This window comes from Kitasatospora sp. NPDC088861 (assembly GCF_044750105.1).
GTDB lineage: Bacteria > Actinomycetota > Actinomycetes > Streptomycetales > Streptomycetaceae > Kitasatospora.
Window position 1 is genome coordinate 104,895 of record NZ_JBIVJF010000010.1, and the last position, 15,029, is coordinate 119,923.

The following is a 15,029-nucleotide window of genomic DNA, read 5'->3' on the forward strand; positions in this document are numbered from 1 at the left end:
CCCCGAGTCGCGTCCGGGTCAGGAGTAGACCGGCCCGGTGAACTTCTCGCCCGGGCCCGTGCCCGGCGCGTCCGGGACGATGGAGGCCTCGCGGAAGGCCAGCTGCAGCGAGCGCAGGCCGTCCCGCAGGGGCGCCGCGTGGAAGTTGCTGATCTCCGGGGCGCCGGCGGTGACCAGTCCGGCCAGCGCGGTGATCAGCTTGCGGGCCTCGTCGAGGTCCTTGTCCTTGTCCCCGCCCTCGGCCAGGCCGCACTTGACCGCGGCGGCGCTCATCAGGTGCACCGCGACGGTGGTGATCACCTCGACGGCCGGGACCTCGGCGATGTCCCGGGTGAGGTCGTCGAAGCCGATCGCGTCGTCGTCCGCGCCGGGGGTCTTGGTGGGCTCGCTGCTCAAGGGGGGCTCGTTCCGTCGTGCCGGTGTCCGTACCCCTGGAGCGTACAAGGGCCCTTCCGGAGGCGGACAAAGGTGGTGAGGTGGGGCGGAATAGCGTTCGACTCCGCAGCGCTGTATGCTTCGAGACTGACCGGCCGGGATCCCGTATGGGCACCTGGCCAGCAAGAGGAGGCTCCACCCAGGAGGCCCGAGAGGGCAACCGCGAAAGTCTCTCACCTGGTCGACCTCAGGGTCGACGGGTCCCGGTCCGCGACGGGCGCCACGGCGCCGAGTCGCAGCAGCGCTCCTCACCAGGGTGTTGCCCCCGGATTGTGTGGAGCCCCGCTTGTACCGAGCGGGGCTTTTTTCGTGTCGCGGTGCACACGGTGCCGAACAGGTGCCGGGCAGCGCAGCACGAATGAAGCCCCGCCCAGTGGTCGAGTCCACTACGTGCGTCCGCCGTCCGACGGCCGCATCGCAGAAGGTGCAACCGAGGAGGCCCCATCAGCACCGAGCCCCGCATCAACGACCGGATTCGCGTCCCGGAGGTGCGACTCGTCGGTCCCAGCGGCGAGCAGGTCGGCATCGTGCCGCTTGCCAAGGCGCTGGAGCTCGCGCAGGAGTACGACCTTGACCTGGTCGAGGTCGCGGCGACCGCCCGGCCGCCGGTGTGCAAGCTCATGGACTACGGCAAGTTCAAGTACGAGTCGGCCATGAAGGCCCGTGAGGCGCGCAAGAACCAGGCGCACACGGTCATCAAGGAGATGAAGCTCCGGCCGAAGATCGACCCGCACGACTATGACACCAAGAAGGGTCACGTCGTCCGGTTCCTCAAGCAGGGCGACAAGGTCAAGATCACGATCATGTTCCGTGGTCGTGAGCAGTCCCGCCCCGAGCTGGGCTTCCGCCTGCTGCAGCGGCTCGCCGACGACGTCCAGGACCTGGGCTTCATCGAGTCGTCGCCGAAGCAGGACGGCCGAAACATGATCATGGTTCTTGGCCCGCACAAGAAGAAGACCGAGGCGATGGCCGAGGCCCGCGCCCTCGCCGACGCCCGCAAGGCCGAGCGTCAGGGCCGTACCCCCGGCTCCGACGCCGCCGCGGACGACGACCTGGTGGACGACGACCTGCTGGTCGACGACGAGGTCGCCGACGACGAGGTCGCCGACGACGAGGCGACCGAGGCAGAGGACGCCCCGGCCGAGGCACCGGCCGTCGAGGCCGACGCTCCGGTCGAGCAGCCGGCCGCCTCCCAGGGCGCCTGAGCCTTCACCGGCCAGGGCGGCCCGGGAGACCGGCCCCAAGGTGACGGGGCGCCCCGCCCGGTCACACAGATCCATCCAGTTCACGCCCGCGTGGCGCAGGCCGCGCGGGCGCGGACGGGACCGACGAGGAGATACGGCGAAATGCCGAAGCAGAAGACGCACAGTGGCGCCAGCAAGCGCTTCAAGATCAGTGGCTCTGGCAAGGTGCTCCGCGAGCGCGCCGGCCGCCGCCACCTCCTGGAGCACAAGCCCTCGACGCTGACCCGCAAGCTGGCCGGGACCGTCGAGCTGGCCCCCGCTGACGCCAAGAAGATCAAGAAGCTTCTCGGCAAGTGATCGCCCTCCCGCCCGGTGCGAGCCGTGAGCGGGGCAGCTGATCCTTCCCGACCCATTCGAATGACGGACCACGTGAAGTAGTCCGTGGTCCAACCCAAGGAGTAATCAAGTGGCACGCGTCAAGCGGGCAGTCAACGCCCACAAGAAGCGCCGGGTCATCCTGGAGCGCGCCAGCGGCTACCGTGGCCAGCGCTCGCGCCTGTACCGCAAGGCCAAGGAGCAGGTCACCCACTCGCTGGTCTACAACTTCAACGACCGCAAGAAGCGCAAGGGCGACTTCCGTCAGCTGTGGATCCAGCGCATCAACGCTGCGGCCCGTGCCAACGGCATCACCTACAACCGCTTCGTGCAGGGCCTGAAGGCCGCCAGCGTCGAGATCGACCGCAAGATGCTGGCCGACCTGGCCGTCAACGACCCGGGCGCGTTCGCGTCGCTGGTCGAGGTCGCCCAGAAGGCGCTGCCGGCCGACGTGAACGCCCCCAAGGCTGCCGCCGACGCCGCCTGATCTTCCGAGATCAGTCGAGCTCTGACCGGACCCGCAGGCTCCCTGCGGGTCCGGTTCTGCGTTTCCCCGGATCTTCAGCGCCGCCCGCCACAGAGAACGAGACCATGCCGAGCACCGACACCCCCCTGCTCACCTCCCTGCGCTCGCCGCGCGTCGTCGCCGCCCGCCGGCTCGCCAAGCGGAACCAGCGCACCAAGGAACGCCGCTTCCTGGTCGAGGGCCCGCAGGCCGTCCGGGAGGCCGTCGCCTTCGGCCAGCTGCCGGGCTCGGCCGAGCACGCCGTGGTCGAGGTGTACGTGACCCCGGAGGCCGCCGAGCGGCACGCCGCCATCGTCGAGGCGACGCTGGCCGAGGGGCTGCCGGTGCTGACCGCCACCGACGAGGTGATCGCCGACATCTGCGACACGGTGACCCCGCAGGGCATCGTGGCGCTCTGCCGCTTCATCGACACCCCGTTCGCCGAGGTGCTCAAGGCCCGCCCCAAGCTCGTCGCGGTCCTCGCCCACGTCCGCGACCCCGGCAACGCCGGCACCGTGCTGCGCACCGCCGACGCGGCCGGCGCGGACGCCGTGGTGCTCACCGACGCCTCGGTGGACCTGTACAACCCGAAGGCCGTCCGGGCCTCCGTCGGCAGCCTGTTCCACCTGCCGGTGGCGGTCGGCGTACCGGTCGAGGAGGCCGTCGCGCAGCTGCGCGCGGCCGGGGTCCGGGTGCTCGCCGCGGACGGCGCGGGGGAGCGCGACCTGGACCAGGAGCTCGACGAGGGCACCCTGGGCGCGCCCGGCGCGTGGGTGTTCGGCAATGAGGCCTGGGGGCTTCCGGAGGAGACCCGCGCGCTGGCCGACGAGGTCGTGCGCGTCCCGATCCACGGGCACGCCGAGAGCCTCAACCTGGCCACCGCCGCGGCCGTCTGCCTGTACGCCTCGGCCCGGGCGCAGCGCTCGCCCGGCGGCTGCCGCTCGAACGCCTGACCCGCACGCTCCCGGCGCCACCGGCCGAGGGCCTACTACAGGGGGCTGCGAGGCGCTAGGGTCTGCCTCTGTGGGGGGAACGGCACGGTGGGTAATCGGGGAGGACACCCATGGTCGGCAGCGGGCCAGAGCTCGACCCGGACGACCTACCGGACGGCCTGGTGGTCGCCGATGCGCTGGGCCGGGTGGTCTGCTTCAACCGGGCCGCGGCCCGGCTCACCGGCCTGCCCCCGGAGGCGGCGCTCGGTAGCGGGCTGGAGGACGTCCTCCCGCTGGAGGACCTGGACGGCCGTCGCTGGTGGCAGCTGACCGACCCGTACGGCGGCCTGGCCACCCGCACCGGCCAGCCGGAGCGCAACCTGCTGCTGCCCGGCGGCCGCGAGGTGCTGGTCTCCGCCCGGTACGTCCGGGAGGTGCCGCTGGGGCCGCCGCAGCGGGTGGTGATCGCGCTGCGCGGCACCGAGGCCCGGCGCCGCACCGAGCGCAGCCACGCCGAGCTGATCGCCACCGTCGCCCACGAGCTGCGCTCGCCGCTCACCAGCGTCAAGGGCTTCACGGCGACGCTGCTGGCCAAGTGGGAGCGCTTCACCGACGGGCAGAAGCGGCTGATGCTGGAGACGGTGGACGCCGACGCCGACCGGGTCACCCGGCTGATCGCCGAACTGCTGGACATCTCCCGGATCGACGCCGGCCGGCTGGAACTGCGCAAGCAGGTGGTCGACCTGGCCGCCGCGGTGCGCCGGCACGTCGAGCGCAAGGTCGCCACCGGCATCCCCGAGGAGCGCTTCGACGTCCGGATCAGCGAGTCGCTGACCGTCCTGTGGGCCGACCCGGACAAGGTCGACCAGGTGCTGGCCAACCTGCTGGAAAACGCGGTGCGCCACGGCGAGGGAACTGTCACGATCGAGGTGGCACCGGCCAAGGAGGTCGTCGAGGCGCCCCTCTGGGAGCGCTCGGGCACCCCTCCCCGCATCGTGGAAGGAACCGCGGTCACCGTGAGCGACGAAGGAAGCGGCATCCCCGAGGAGTCGATGCCGCGCGTCTTCACCCGCTTCTGGCGCGGTTCCAAGCGCGGCGGCACCGGCCTGGGCCTGTACATCGTCAAGGGCATCGTGGAGGCCCACGGCGGCTCGATCCGGGTCGACCGGGCCCCCTGCGGCGGCGCCCGGTTCCGATTTATCCTGCCCGCCAGCGTTCCGGACTTCATGCTCTGAAGGAGCATGAACGACAAGCAGAGCATGCTCTGAAGGAGCATGAACGACAAGCAGAGCATGCTCTGAAGGAGCATGACGACGATCGGGGCATGCTCTGAAAGAGCATGAACGCATGCTCCGCGGTCCCGCTGGACGGGCTTCCAGGCAGCCGCGCTACGCGCTGCGACTACACTCGACCTTTGGCGTTGTGGGACGCCCTGTGCGGCTGAGCCGCGGACACCCCTCTTCCCCGTCGTACGGAGAACGGCTGCCCGTGCCCCGGCCACGCCGGGCGTACCGCAGGGGAGAGCCACCCTTACCTGAGCACGGACGAGCAGGAGCACGGGAAGATAGAGATGTCGGCACCCAACAAGTCGTACGACCCGGTCGAGGTCGAGGCCCTCAAGCCCGAGGTGGTGGAGCAGGCGCGGGACGAGGCCGTCGCCGCCTTCGCCGCCGCCAGCACGCTCGACGAGCTGAAGGAGGCCAAGGTCGCCCACACCGGCGACCGTTCCGCGCTCTCCCTCGCCAACCGCGAGATCGGCGCCCTGCCCCCGCACGCCAAGGCCGCCGCCGGCAAGCTGATCGGCCAGGCCCGCGGCGCCGTCAACAAGGCCCTCGCCAAGCGGCAGGCCGAGCTGGAGGCGGAGCGCGACGCCCGCGTGCTGGTCGAGGAGGCGGTGGACGTCACGCTGCCGTACGACCGCGCCCCGCGCGGCGCCCGGCACCCGCTGACCACCCTGGCCGAGCGCATCGAGGACACCTTCGTCGCGATGGGCTACCAGGTCGCCGAGGGCCCCGAGGCCGAGGCCGAGTGGCTGAACTTCGACGCCCTCAACCTGGGACCGGACCACCCGGCCCGCTCGATGCAGGACACCTTCTTCGTGCAGGCCCCGGACGGCTCCGCCGACTCCGGCGTGGTGATGCGCACCCAGACCTCCCCGGTCCAGGCCCGCACCCTGCTCGACCGCGAGCCCCCGGTCTACGTGGTCTGCCCCGGCCGCGTCTACCGCACTGACGAGCTGGACGCCACGCACACCCCGGTGTTCCGCCAGGTCGAGGGCCTCGCGGTGGACGAGGGCATCACCTTCGCCGACCTCAAGGGCACCATCGAGGTGCTGGTCGAGAAGCTGATCGGCGGCGGCCTGGAGCTCCGCTGGCGCCCCTCGTACTTCCCGTTCACCGAGCCGAGCGCCGAGATCGACCTGCAGTGCTTCGTGTGCCGCGGCGAGAGCGTCGGCAACCCGGACCGCCCCTGCCGGACCTGCTCCTCCGAGGGCTGGATCGAGCTCGGCGGCTGCGGCGTGGTCAACCCGCGCGTGCTGGTCGCCTGCGGCGTCGACCCCAACCGCTACAGCGGGTTCGCCTTCGGCCTGGGCCTGGAGCGGATCCTGATGAATCGTCACAACGTCGCCGACATGCGCGACATGGTCGAGGGTGACGTGCGCTTCACCCTCCCGTTCGGGATGGAGATCTGATGCGCGTCCCGCTTTCCTGGCTGCGTGAGTACGTCGACCTGCCGGCCGGCGAGACCGGCCGTGACGTGGCGGAGCGCCTGGTCCGGGCCGGCCTGGAGGTCGAGACCGTCGAGCAGCTCGGCGGCGACCTCAAGGGCCCGCTGGTCGTCGGCGAGGTGCTCTCCATCGAGCAGCTGACCGGCTTCAAGAAGCCGATCCGGCACTGCCTCGTCAACGTCGGCGACGCCAACGGCACCGGCGAGCCGCAGGAGATCGTCTGCGGCGCCACCAACTTCGCCGTCGGCGACAAGGTCGTCGTGGTGCTCCCGGGCGCCGTGCTGCCCGGCCCCTTCCCGATCGCGGCCCGCCAGACCTACGGCCGCACCTCGGCCGGCATGATCTGCTCGGCCCGCGAGCTCGGCATGGGCGACGACCACGACGGCATCATCGTGCTCCCGCCGGAGTTCGAGCCCGGCACCGACGCGATCGAGCTGCTCCAGCTGGTCGACGAGGTGCTGGACATCGCCGTCACCCCGGACCGCGGCTACTGCCTGTCGCTGCGCGGCGTCGCCCGCGAGGCCGCCGCCGCGTACGGGCTGCCGCTGGCCGACCCGGCGCTGCTCGACGTGCCGCCGGCCAACTCCTTCGGCTACCTGGTCAAGGTCAACGACCCGGCCGGGTGCGACCGTTTCGTGGCCCGCACGGTCGTCGGCATCGACCCGACCGCCAAGTCCCCGATCTGGCTGCAGCGCCGCCTCCAGAAGGCCGGCATCCGCCCGATCTCGCTGACCGTCGACATCACCAACTACGTGATGCTGGAGGTCGGCCAGCCGCTGCACGCCTACGACAAGCAGCGCGTGAGCGGCCCGATCACGGTCCGCCGGGCGGAGCAGGGCGAGAGCCTCACCACCCTCGACGGCGTGCAGCGCAAGCTCTCCGCCGAGGACCTGCTGATCTGCGACAACAGCGGCCCGATCGGCCTGGCCGGCGTCATGGGCGGTGCCTCCACCGAGATCCTCGACCCGGCCGCCGGCCCGGGCACCACCGAGGTGATCATCGAGGCGGCGCACTTCGAGCCGGTCGCCGTCGCCCGCGCCGCCAAGCGGCACAAGCTGCCCTCCGAGGCGTCCAAGCGCTTCGAGCGCGGCGTCGACCCGGAGGCCGCCCGCGCCGCCGCCCAGCGCGCCGTCGACCTGCTGGTCCTGATCGCCGGCGGCACCGCCGAGGCCGGGGTCACCGACATCGCCGCCCCGCACCCGGTGCGCACCATCACCATCTCCGCCGACCTGCCCGACCGGGTCGCCGGCACCGCGTACGGCCGCGAGACCGTGACCCGGCGCCTGCAGGAGATCGGCTGCTCGGTCGCCGGCGCCGACGTCCTGGAGGTCACCCCGCCGACCTGGCGCCCCGACCTCACCGACCCGTACGACCTCGCGGAGGAGGTCATCCGGCTGGAGGGCTACGACAACGTCCCCGCCCGGATGCCCAACGTGCCCCCGGGCAAGGGCCTGACCGAGGCCCAGCGCGTCCACCGCCGGATCGGCGTCGCGCTGGCCGGGGCCGGTTACGTCGAGGTCAACAACTACCCGTTCCTCGGCGAGAGCGCCTTCGAGGCGCTCGGCCTGGAGCCGGACGACCGGCGTCGGCGCACCGTCAAGCTGGTCAACCCGCTCAACGACGAGGAGCCGGCGCTGCGCACCACGCTGCTGCCGGGCCTGCTCGGCTCGCTGCGCCGCAACGTCGGCCGCGGCAACACCGACCTGGCGATCTACGAGACCGGCACCGTCTTCCTGCCCAAGGACGAGCTGTCCGTGGCCCCGCGTCCGGCCGTCGACCGCCGGCCGAGCGCCGAGGAGCTGGCCGCGCTGGACGCCGCGCTGCCGGACCAGCCGCGCCGGGTCGCCGTCGCCCTCGCGGGTGAGCGGCTGCCGTCCGGCTGGTGGGGCCAGGGCGCCGTGGCGTCCTGGGCGGACGCCGTCGAGGCGGCCCGTACGGTGGCCCGCGCGGCCGGCGTCGAGCTGACCGTCCGGCAGGGGCAGCGGGCGCCGTGGCACCCGGGCCGCTGCGCCGAGCTGGTCGTCACCGGCACCGACCGGGTGGTCGGCCACGCCGGTGAGCTGCACCCGCGCGTCGTCAAGGCGCTCGGCCTGCCGGCCCGCACCAGCGCGATGGAGATCGACGTCGACCTGCTCACCGCGGACGGCGCCGAGAAGGTCAACGGCCCTGCGGTCTCCGGCTTCCCGGTGGCCACCCAGGACGTCGCGCTGATCGTCGACGCCGCCGTTCCGGCCGCCGACGTGGAGGCCGCGCTGCGCTCCGGCGCGGGCGAACTGCTGGAGGCCATCCGGCTGTTCGACGTCTTCACCGGCGAGCAGGTCGGCGAGGGCCGCAAGTCGCTGGCGTACGCGCTGCGCTTCCGCGCCGCGGACCGCACGCTGACCGCCGACGAGGCGACCGCCGCCCGCGAGGCGGCCGTCGCCGAGGCCGTCGCCCGCACCGGCGCGGTGCTGCGCGGCGCCTGATCCCGTCAGGCCCCAGGGCCCCGTCCGGACCTCGGTCCGGACGGGGCCCTTCGCGTTGCCCGGAGCCCGCCCCTGGGCCTGTGGTCTGACCTGCGCCTTTGAAGAGCCTTGAAGAGACTTTGTCAAAACCCTTGCGGGGACAGGGAAGGAGGGCCTTAATTCTCGTTAGGAAAGTTTCCTAACCCCCCGAGGAAACGGAGCATCGTATGCGTCCCCAGCACCACCATGCCCTCCGCATCGCCCTCGCCGCCGCCCTGGTGGCCGCCCCCCTCACGGTCGCGGCCGCCGGCGCCGCCACCGCCGCGCCGCCGTCCGCGACGTCCGTCCAGCTCAAGGGAGTCGGGCTGGACGACCCGCACAAGAAGGACATCGCGATGCAGCTGGTGTCCAGCGCGGAGAACTCCTCGCTGGACTGGAAGGCCCAGTACAAGTACATCGAGGACATCGGCGACGGGCGCGGCTACACCGGCGGCATCATCGGCTTCTGCTCCGGCACCGGCGACATGCTGGACCTCGTCCAGCACTACACCGACCTCAAGCCGGGCAACGTCCTCGCCAAGTACCTGCCGGCCCTGAAGAAGGTCAACGGCAGCGCCTCGCACGCCGGCCTCGGCACCCCCTTCGTCAACGACTGGGCCGCCGCCGCCAAGGACACGGTCTTCCAGCAGGCCCAGAACGACGAGCGCGACCGGGTGTACTTCAACCCCGCCGTCAACCAGGCCAAGTCCGACGGCCTGCGCGCGCTCGGCCAGTTCGCCTACTACGACGCCATCGTCATGCACGGCCCCGGCAACAGCTCGGACAGCTTCGGCGGCATCCGCGCCGCCGCCCTGAAGAAGGCCAAGACCCCCGCCCAGGGTGGCGACGAGGCCACCTACCTCAAGGCCTTCCTGGACGCCCGCAAGGTGGTCATGAAGAAGGAGCAGGCCCACTCCGACACCAGCCGGGTCGACACCGAGCAGTCGGTCTTCCTCAACGCGAAGAACTTCGACCTCAACCCGCCGCTCAAGTGGAAGGTCTACGGCGACAGTTACGCCATCAACAGCTGACGGAACGCCAAGCGGGGCCCGGGAGCGGCACATCGCTCCCGGGCCCCGCCGCCGTCCACCGGCCGGTGCTCAGGCGCTCGCGGTGTAGTCGTAGAAGCCGCGGCCGGACTTGCGGCCCAGCAGGCCCGCGTCGACCATCCGGGAGAGCAGCGGGGGAGCCGCGTACAGCGGCTCCTTGTACTCGTCGTACATCGACTCGGCGATCGAGACGATGGTGTCCAGGCCGATCAGGTCGCACAGCCGCAGCGGGCCCATCGGGTGGGCGCAGCCGGCCTCCATGCCCTTGTCGATGTCGGAGGCGGTGGCCACACCCGACTCGAACATCCGCACCGCGGACAGCAGGTAGGGCACCAGCAGCGCGTTGACCACGAAGCCGGCCCGGTCGCGGGCGCGGATCGGCTCCTTGTCGAGCTCCTGGGAGGCGAAGGCCTCGACCCGCTCGGTGGTCACCGCCGAGGTGGTCAGCGTCGGGATGACCTCGACCAGCTTCTGCACCGGCGCCGGGTTGAAGAAGTGCAGGCCGATCACCTGCTCGGGGCGGGAGGTGGCGGCGGCCAGCTTCACGATCGGGATCGACGAGGTGTTGGAGGCGAGGATCGCGTCCCGGCGCTCGACCACCTGGTCCAGGGTCTGGAAGATCTTGACCTTGATGTCCTCGCGCTCGGCGACCGCCTCGACCACCAGGTCGCGGTCGGCGAAGTCGGACAGGTCCACGGTGAAGGTCAGCCGGGCCAGCGCCTCGTCCCGCAGCTCCGGGCTCAGCTTGCCGCGCTTGACCGCCGTGTCCAGGGAGTTGGTCAGCCGGGTGCGGCCGAACTCCAGCGCCTCGCCGCTGGCCTCCGCCACCAGGACGTCCAGCCCGGCCCGGGCGAAGACCTCCGCGATGCCCGACCCCATCAGGCCGCAGCCGATCACTCCGACGCGCGCGATGTCACTCACTCAGTTGCCCTTCGGTGGTGCTGGGGGTCGCCCAGCGAACTGGTGGCCCAGCGAGCTGCTGGTCAACGGGCCGGTGTGCCGGAATGGGTGCACCGGTCACCGTCCCGACGACGTTACTACTCCGTACCGGCCAGTAGGTCACCCCCTCCCCGGCCGGGTGCCAGTGCGAGACGTCGTCCGAACGGGTGAGGCCGGGCCCGCCGCCCGTGCGCCCGGGGCCACCCCCGCCCGGCGGCCGGAAGAATGCCGCAGACGGGGGCCGGGGACGGGAAGGGAGCACACGGTGCCGACGGGATCGCTCGCAGGACAGGTCGGCCTGATCACCGGCGCGGGCCGGGGAATCGGCCGGGAGATCGCCATCGGCCTGGCCGCCGAGGGCATGGCCGTCGGCCTGGTCGGCCGCACCCACGGGACGCTGACCGACACCCTCAAGGAGTGCGCCCGGCACGGCTCCCGCGGCGTCGCCGTCACCGCCGACGTCACCCGCGCCGGCGCCGTCCGCGAGGCCGTCCGGGTCGTCGAACGCGACCTCGGCCCGATCGACCTGCTGATCAACAACGCCGGCCTGGTCGACCGCGCGGAGGTGCCGCTCTGGGAGACCGACGCGAACCAGTGGTGGCAGGTGATCGAGACCAACCTGCGCGGCCCCTACAACCTGCTGCGCTGCGTCCTGCCCGGCATGGTGTCCCGGGAGCGCGGCCGGGTGGTCAACCTCAACTCCGGCTTCGCCCTGCGCCCGGACGGCGACTACACCGCGTACGCCACCTCCAAGGGGGCGCTGCTCCAGCTCTCCGACAACATGGCGGACTCGCTGGCCCGCCACGGCATCGTCATCCTAGACATCAGCCCCGGCGCGGTCGAAACCGACATGACCGCCGCGATGCCGATGTTCAAGGACACGACGACCTGGGGCTCCATCCCGTACATGGTCGCGGTCACCGTGGACGCCGCCCGGGGCCGCTTCGACGGCCTGCACGGCCGGTTCATCCACGCCGGGCGGGACGACCTGGAGGAGCTGGTCAACCGGGCCGCGGAGATCCGCGCGGCGGACGCCCGGACGCTGCGGATGCGCCCGTACAAGGCGGACGACCCGATGGGCTGAACGGGCCCCTCGGCCGGCGTGCCCCTCGGACGGCCTGCCACGAAGAGCGGTCAGGCGCACAGCTGACTGGCGGTCACCGGCTTCAGGCCCGCCTTGGCGAGACCGTCCAGGATGCCCGGCAGCGCGTCCACCGTGCACTGGTGGCCCATGTGCAGGGCGACCACCGATCCGCCGCGCACCGACTTCAGCACCCGGCGCTGCAACTCGGCGGCCGACGGGTCGTTGTAGTCGCGCGGGTCGACGTCGAAGGACAGCACGTGCTCGTAGCCGACCGCCTTCGCCTGCTCGCGCACCGTCCGGGTGGCGTACTGCGCGGCGGACGGGCGGAACCAGCGGCCGATCGAGCCGGTGAGCCGCTGCAGCCGTTCGGCGCACTGGGCGATCTCGTCGTGCACCTGGGCGGCCGTCATCGTCGAGAGGTCGAGGTGGTTCTGGGTGTGGTTGCCCAGCTCGTGGCCGGCGTCCAGGATCCGGCGGGCCATCTGCGGCTGCTGGTCGAGCCAGCTGCCGACCGCCATCACGGTCAGCTTGATGCCGCGCTGCTCGGCGGCCTCCAGCAGCGCGGTGGCCTGCTTCGGATCGCCGCTGCCGTGGCAGGTCAGCGCCACGAACTTGCTGGTGCGCGGCCCGTTCACCACCTCGACCGGGGTGCCGGCGGCGAGCGGCGGCAGCACCGGCGGCGTCGGAGGCGTCGGCGGGGGCGTCGGCGGCGTCGCGGCCCCGGCGGCCGGCTCCGCGCCGGTGGCCGGGTCGGTACCGGCGGTCGGGTCGGCCCCGATGGGCTGCGGCTCCGGCGGGGCGGACGGCACGGGGGAGGCCGGGCCCTCGCCGCCGTTCCAGGCCGGGTCGGTGGTGTGCTGCGGGTCGAGGGTGCCCGGGTGCACGGCGAGCACCCCGGCGTCGGCCCGGCGCGGGGTGCCGGAGGCACACGCGCTGAGGAACCCGCTGGCGGCGGTCAGGGCGGCCAGCTGGACGGCGGTGCGCAGTACGGTGCGGCGGTCGGCAGTCATCGGCAGTCAGCATAGAGACGGTGGCCACCCACGGCGATCCGAGGAGCGTCCCGGTACCGCCATTGACGTGCACGCACACCACCGTCCGGGTGTTGCGTAAACCTGAACTCCCGGTGTTTCACCGGCGTGTCGTCGGATACGATCACGGCGCAGCGCACGCCACGGGAGGGTGGCCGGGCCGGACGCGGGGTCACCCCCGTGGTACCGGGCGGGCCCGCCGGGTGCCGAGGCGGTGCCATGTCCGGCAGTGAGCACGGCAGAGGGGGCGGAACAGGATGCACGAGGACAGCGCGGCCGTCGGCGAGGCCACCGGCACCGACTGGGACTGGGCCAGAGCGGACGACTGGCAGCCGCCGAGCGAGCTCGACACCGGCGTCCCGCACACCGCCCGGATGTACGACTACTACCTGGGCGGCAAGGACAACTTCGAGGCCGACCGCAAGGCCGCCCAGGCTGCCATAGCGGCCTACCCCGCGCTGCCGCTGCTGGCCCGCACCAACCGGCAGTTCCTCGGCGACGCGGTGGAGTTCGCCGCCGGCCGGGGCATCCGCCAGTTCGTCGACATCGGCACCGGCATCCCGGCCGTCGGCTCCACCAGCGAGGTCGCCCAGCGGGTCGCCCCGGACGCCCGGGTGGTGTACGTCGACAACGACCCGATCGTCGCCACCCACGCCCGCGCCCTGCTGGCCGGCCACCCCGCCGGACACACCTCGGTCATCGAGGCCGACCTGCGCGACCCGGCCACCATCCTCGGCCACCCGGGCCTGCTCGCCGCCGTCGACCTGTCCCGGCCGGTCGCGCTGATGCTCGTCGCCGTGCTGCACTTCATCCGCGACGAGGACGGCGCCCAGCAGATCGTCCGCACCCTGCGCGACGCGCTCGCCCCCGGCAGCGCGCTGATCCTCTCCCACGGCAGCCCCGACTTCGCCTCCCGGGAGAGCGCCGCCGAAGGCACCCGCATCTACCGCAGCGCCAGCGCCCCCCTGGTGCTGCGCCCGCGCGCCGGCGTCGAACCCTTCTTCGGCGACTTCGAGTTCGCCGGCCCCGGCCTGGTCCAACTCCCGCTCTGGCGCCCCACCCCCGGCCACGTCCCCACCACCGAACTCCCCGAAGGCTGGCAGGACGTCTCCGCCTACGCGGGCGTCGCGTTCAAGCGGTAGCCCCGGATCGCGAGGCGGTCCGGCCCCGACGCCTCCCTCCTGCGCCGGGACCGGCCTCGCACACCACGAACACTAGGCTCAGCCACTGACAGCCCGTCACCCGCTCCGGTGCGCACCCTGGTGGGCGACGGGCCGTCAGCGGCCCGCTCCGGTACGTACCGGGAGAAATTGGCACGACAGCGCGGGCGGGCCGGTGCTAGCTTCCGCGACATGGAACCCCTGAGCGAGAACGAGATCCGCGCGTCCTTCGTCAACTGCTCCAAGGGCGAGGCCCGTCGGCTCAACCTCCCTCGGGGCCTGGCGGAACTGCCCTGGGAGAACCTGGACTTCCTCGGCTGGCGGGACCAGGGCGCGCCCGACCGGGCCTACCTGGTGGCGTCGTACGACGGTGAGCCGGTCGGCGTGACGCTGCGGGTGCCGACGGTCCGCCGCAGCCTCACCAAGACCAACGTCTGCTCGCTGTGCATCACCGCGCACGCGGGCTCCGGCGTCGCGCTGCTCGCCGCCCGCCGGGCCGGGGCGGCCGGGCGGGAGGGCAACACCGTCGGCACGTACATCTGCGCCGACCTCGCCTGCTCGCTGTACGTGCGCGGGCTGAAGAAGTCCGCCCTGGTGACCAGGCCCGACGAGTCGCTGCCGCTGGAGCGGCAGATCGACCGGACGGTGGGGAACCTGGAGGCCTTCCTCGCCAAGGTGCTCGCTGACACCGAGCGCTGACGGGACTCGCCGACACCGCGCGCCGGTGGGATCAGTGCCCGCGCAGCTGGTCGAGGTCGCGCCGCTCCCGCTTGGTCGGGCGCCCGGCGCCCCGGTCCCGCTCGCCGGCCGTCGCGACGAGTTCGCGCGGCGGTCGTGGCGGGCTGTTGTCGATCAGGCAGTCCGCCGCCACCGTCGCGCCGACCCGCTTGCGGATGAGCTTCTGCACCACGACGACCCGCTCGTAGCCCTCCTCGCGGACCCGCACCTCGTCCCCGGGGCGCAGCGCCTGGGCCGGCTTGACCCGTTCGCCGTTCACCCGCACGTGCCCGGCCCGGCAGGCGGCGGCCGCCAGCGCCCGCGTCTTGGTGAGCCGGACCGACCAGATCCAGCTGTCCACCCGCACGCTTCCCTCGTGTTCAGCCATCCCTGGAGCCTACCCAAGCCGC

The 15,029-nt window shown here is 72.5% G+C and carries 15 protein-coding genes; 11 read left to right on the plus strand and 4 right to left on the minus strand.

Features of this window, described 5'->3' with window-relative positions; all coding sequences use genetic code 11:
* Positions 1 to 18: 18 nt before the first annotated feature.
* Positions 19 to 396, minus strand: a complete 378-nt coding sequence (locus tag ACIP37_RS19120; protein WP_350877933.1) for a DUF1844 domain-containing protein — start codon at positions 394 to 396, stop codon at positions 19 to 21.
* A 482-nt stretch (positions 397 to 878) separates the two neighbouring features.
* Between ACIP37_RS19120 and infC the strand changes: the two genes are divergently transcribed.
* The 8 genes from infC (at position 879) to ACIP37_RS19160 (ending at position 9,673) form a co-directional block, all read left to right on the plus strand.
* On the plus strand, positions 879 to 1,640 hold the full coding sequence (infC, locus tag ACIP37_RS19125) for a translation initiation factor IF-3 (protein WP_400803829.1): 762 nt from the start codon (positions 879 to 881) through the stop codon (positions 1,638 to 1,640).
* A 141-nt stretch (positions 1,641 to 1,781) separates the two neighbouring features.
* Complete coding sequence (gene rpmI / locus ACIP37_RS19130; protein WP_030055648.1) at positions 1,782 to 1,976, plus strand: 50S ribosomal protein L35; 195 nt, start codon at positions 1,782 to 1,784, stop codon at positions 1,974 to 1,976.
* Positions 1,977 to 2,085: 109 nt separating this feature from the next.
* Complete coding sequence (gene rplT, locus ACIP37_RS19135; protein ID WP_030055649.1) at positions 2,086 to 2,481, plus strand: 50S ribosomal protein L20; 396 nt, start codon at positions 2,086 to 2,088, stop codon at positions 2,479 to 2,481.
* Between the two features lie 104 nt (positions 2,482 to 2,585).
* Positions 2,586 to 3,452, plus strand: a complete 867-nt coding sequence (locus ACIP37_RS19140; RefSeq protein ID WP_350877932.1) for an RNA methyltransferase — start codon at positions 2,586 to 2,588, stop codon at positions 3,450 to 3,452.
* A 110-nt stretch (positions 3,453 to 3,562) separates the two neighbouring features.
* A complete protein-coding gene (locus ACIP37_RS19145; RefSeq protein WP_400803671.1) occupies positions 3,563 to 4,666 on the plus strand; it encodes an ATP-binding protein in 1,104 nt (367 codons plus the stop codon).
* Positions 4,667 to 5,001: 335 nt separating this feature from the next.
* Positions 5,002 to 6,123, plus strand: a complete 1,122-nt coding sequence (gene pheS / locus ACIP37_RS19150; protein ID WP_363372880.1) for a phenylalanine--tRNA ligase subunit alpha — start codon at positions 5,002 to 5,004, stop codon at positions 6,121 to 6,123.
* Positions 6,123 to 8,624: a phenylalanine--tRNA ligase subunit beta gene (gene pheT, locus ACIP37_RS19155; RefSeq protein ID WP_363583814.1), complete on the plus strand. Its 2,502-nt coding sequence runs from the start codon at positions 6,123 to 6,125 to the stop codon at positions 8,622 to 8,624. Before pheS ends, pheT begins: the two co-directional genes overlap by 1 nt.
* Before the next feature lie 206 nt (positions 8,625 to 8,830).
* Positions 8,831 to 9,673, plus strand: a complete 843-nt coding sequence (locus ACIP37_RS19160) for a chitosanase (RefSeq protein WP_363583812.1) — start codon at positions 8,831 to 8,833, stop codon at positions 9,671 to 9,673.
* Positions 9,674 to 9,742: 69 nt separating this feature from the next.
* Here the strand turns inward: ACIP37_RS19160 and ACIP37_RS19165 are convergent, their stop codons facing one another.
* Positions 9,743 to 10,612 carry a 3-hydroxybutyryl-CoA dehydrogenase gene (locus ACIP37_RS19165; protein ID WP_400844134.1) on the minus strand — a complete coding sequence of 290 codons (870 nt, stop codon included), beginning with the start codon at positions 10,610 to 10,612 and terminating at the stop codon, positions 9,743 to 9,745.
* A gap of 283 nt (positions 10,613 to 10,895) precedes the next feature.
* Between ACIP37_RS19165 and ACIP37_RS19170 the strand changes: the two genes are divergently transcribed.
* Positions 10,896 to 11,714, plus strand: coding sequence for an SDR family oxidoreductase (locus ACIP37_RS19170; RefSeq protein ID WP_350877926.1), 819 nt, complete (start codon positions 10,896 to 10,898; stop codon positions 11,712 to 11,714).
* Between the two features lie 50 nt (positions 11,715 to 11,764).
* Here the strand turns inward: ACIP37_RS19170 and ACIP37_RS19175 are convergent, their stop codons facing one another.
* A complete protein-coding gene (locus ACIP37_RS19175; protein WP_363583808.1) occupies positions 11,765 to 12,724 on the minus strand; it encodes a polysaccharide deacetylase family protein in 960 nt (319 codons plus the stop codon).
* 275 nt (positions 12,725 to 12,999) lie between these two features.
* On the opposite strand from ACIP37_RS19175, the gene ACIP37_RS19180 reads away from it, so the two are divergent.
* Positions 13,000 to 13,884, plus strand: a complete 885-nt coding sequence (locus tag ACIP37_RS19180; RefSeq protein ID WP_363627456.1) for an SAM-dependent methyltransferase — start codon at positions 13,000 to 13,002, stop codon at positions 13,882 to 13,884.
* Positions 13,885 to 14,094: 210 nt separating this feature from the next.
* Complete coding sequence (locus tag ACIP37_RS19185) at positions 14,095 to 14,601, plus strand: FBP domain-containing protein (protein WP_363583804.1); 507 nt, start codon at positions 14,095 to 14,097, stop codon at positions 14,599 to 14,601.
* Between the two features lie 31 nt (positions 14,602 to 14,632).
* Here ACIP37_RS19185 and ACIP37_RS19190 read toward each other — a convergent pair whose 3' ends face one another.
* Complete coding sequence (locus ACIP37_RS19190) at positions 14,633 to 15,007, minus strand: RNA-binding S4 domain-containing protein (RefSeq protein ID WP_063346848.1); 375 nt, start codon at positions 15,005 to 15,007, stop codon at positions 14,633 to 14,635.
* Between the last annotated feature and the right edge of the window lie 22 nt (positions 15,008 to 15,029).

What these genes read in the sequence shown, in the direction of transcription:
- rpmI (WP_030055648.1), top strand. Translation starts at nt 1,782, where the DNA reads ATGCCGAAGCAGAAGACGCACAGTGGCGCCAGCAAGCGCTTCAAGATC.
- ACIP37_RS19140 (WP_350877932.1), top strand. Translation starts at nt 2,586, where the DNA reads ATGCCGAGCACCGACACCCCCCTGCTCACCTCCCTGCGCTCGCCGCGC.
- ACIP37_RS19145 (WP_400803671.1), top strand. Translation starts at nt 3,563, where the DNA reads ATGGTCGGCAGCGGGCCAGAGCTCGACCCGGACGACCTACCGGACGGC.
- pheS (WP_363372880.1), top strand. Translation starts at nt 5,002, where the DNA reads ATGTCGGCACCCAACAAGTCGTACGACCCGGTCGAGGTCGAGGCCCTC.
- pheT (WP_363583814.1), top strand. Translation starts at nt 6,123, where the DNA reads ATGCGCGTCCCGCTTTCCTGGCTGCGTGAGTACGTCGACCTGCCGGCC.
- ACIP37_RS19160 (WP_363583812.1), top strand. Translation starts at nt 8,831, where the DNA reads ATGCGTCCCCAGCACCACCATGCCCTCCGCATCGCCCTCGCCGCCGCC.
- ACIP37_RS19175 (WP_363583808.1), bottom strand. Translation starts at nt 12,724, where the DNA reads ATGACTGCCGACCGCCGCACCGTACTGCGCACCGCCGTCCAGCTGGCC.
- ACIP37_RS19180 (WP_363627456.1), top strand. Translation starts at nt 13,000, where the DNA reads ATGCACGAGGACAGCGCGGCCGTCGGCGAGGCCACCGGCACCGACTGG.
- ACIP37_RS19185 (WP_363583804.1), top strand. Translation starts at nt 14,095, where the DNA reads ATGGAACCCCTGAGCGAGAACGAGATCCGCGCGTCCTTCGTCAACTGC.
- ACIP37_RS19190 (WP_063346848.1), bottom strand. Translation starts at nt 15,007, where the DNA reads ATGGCTGAACACGAGGGAAGCGTGCGGGTGGACAGCTGGATCTGGTCG.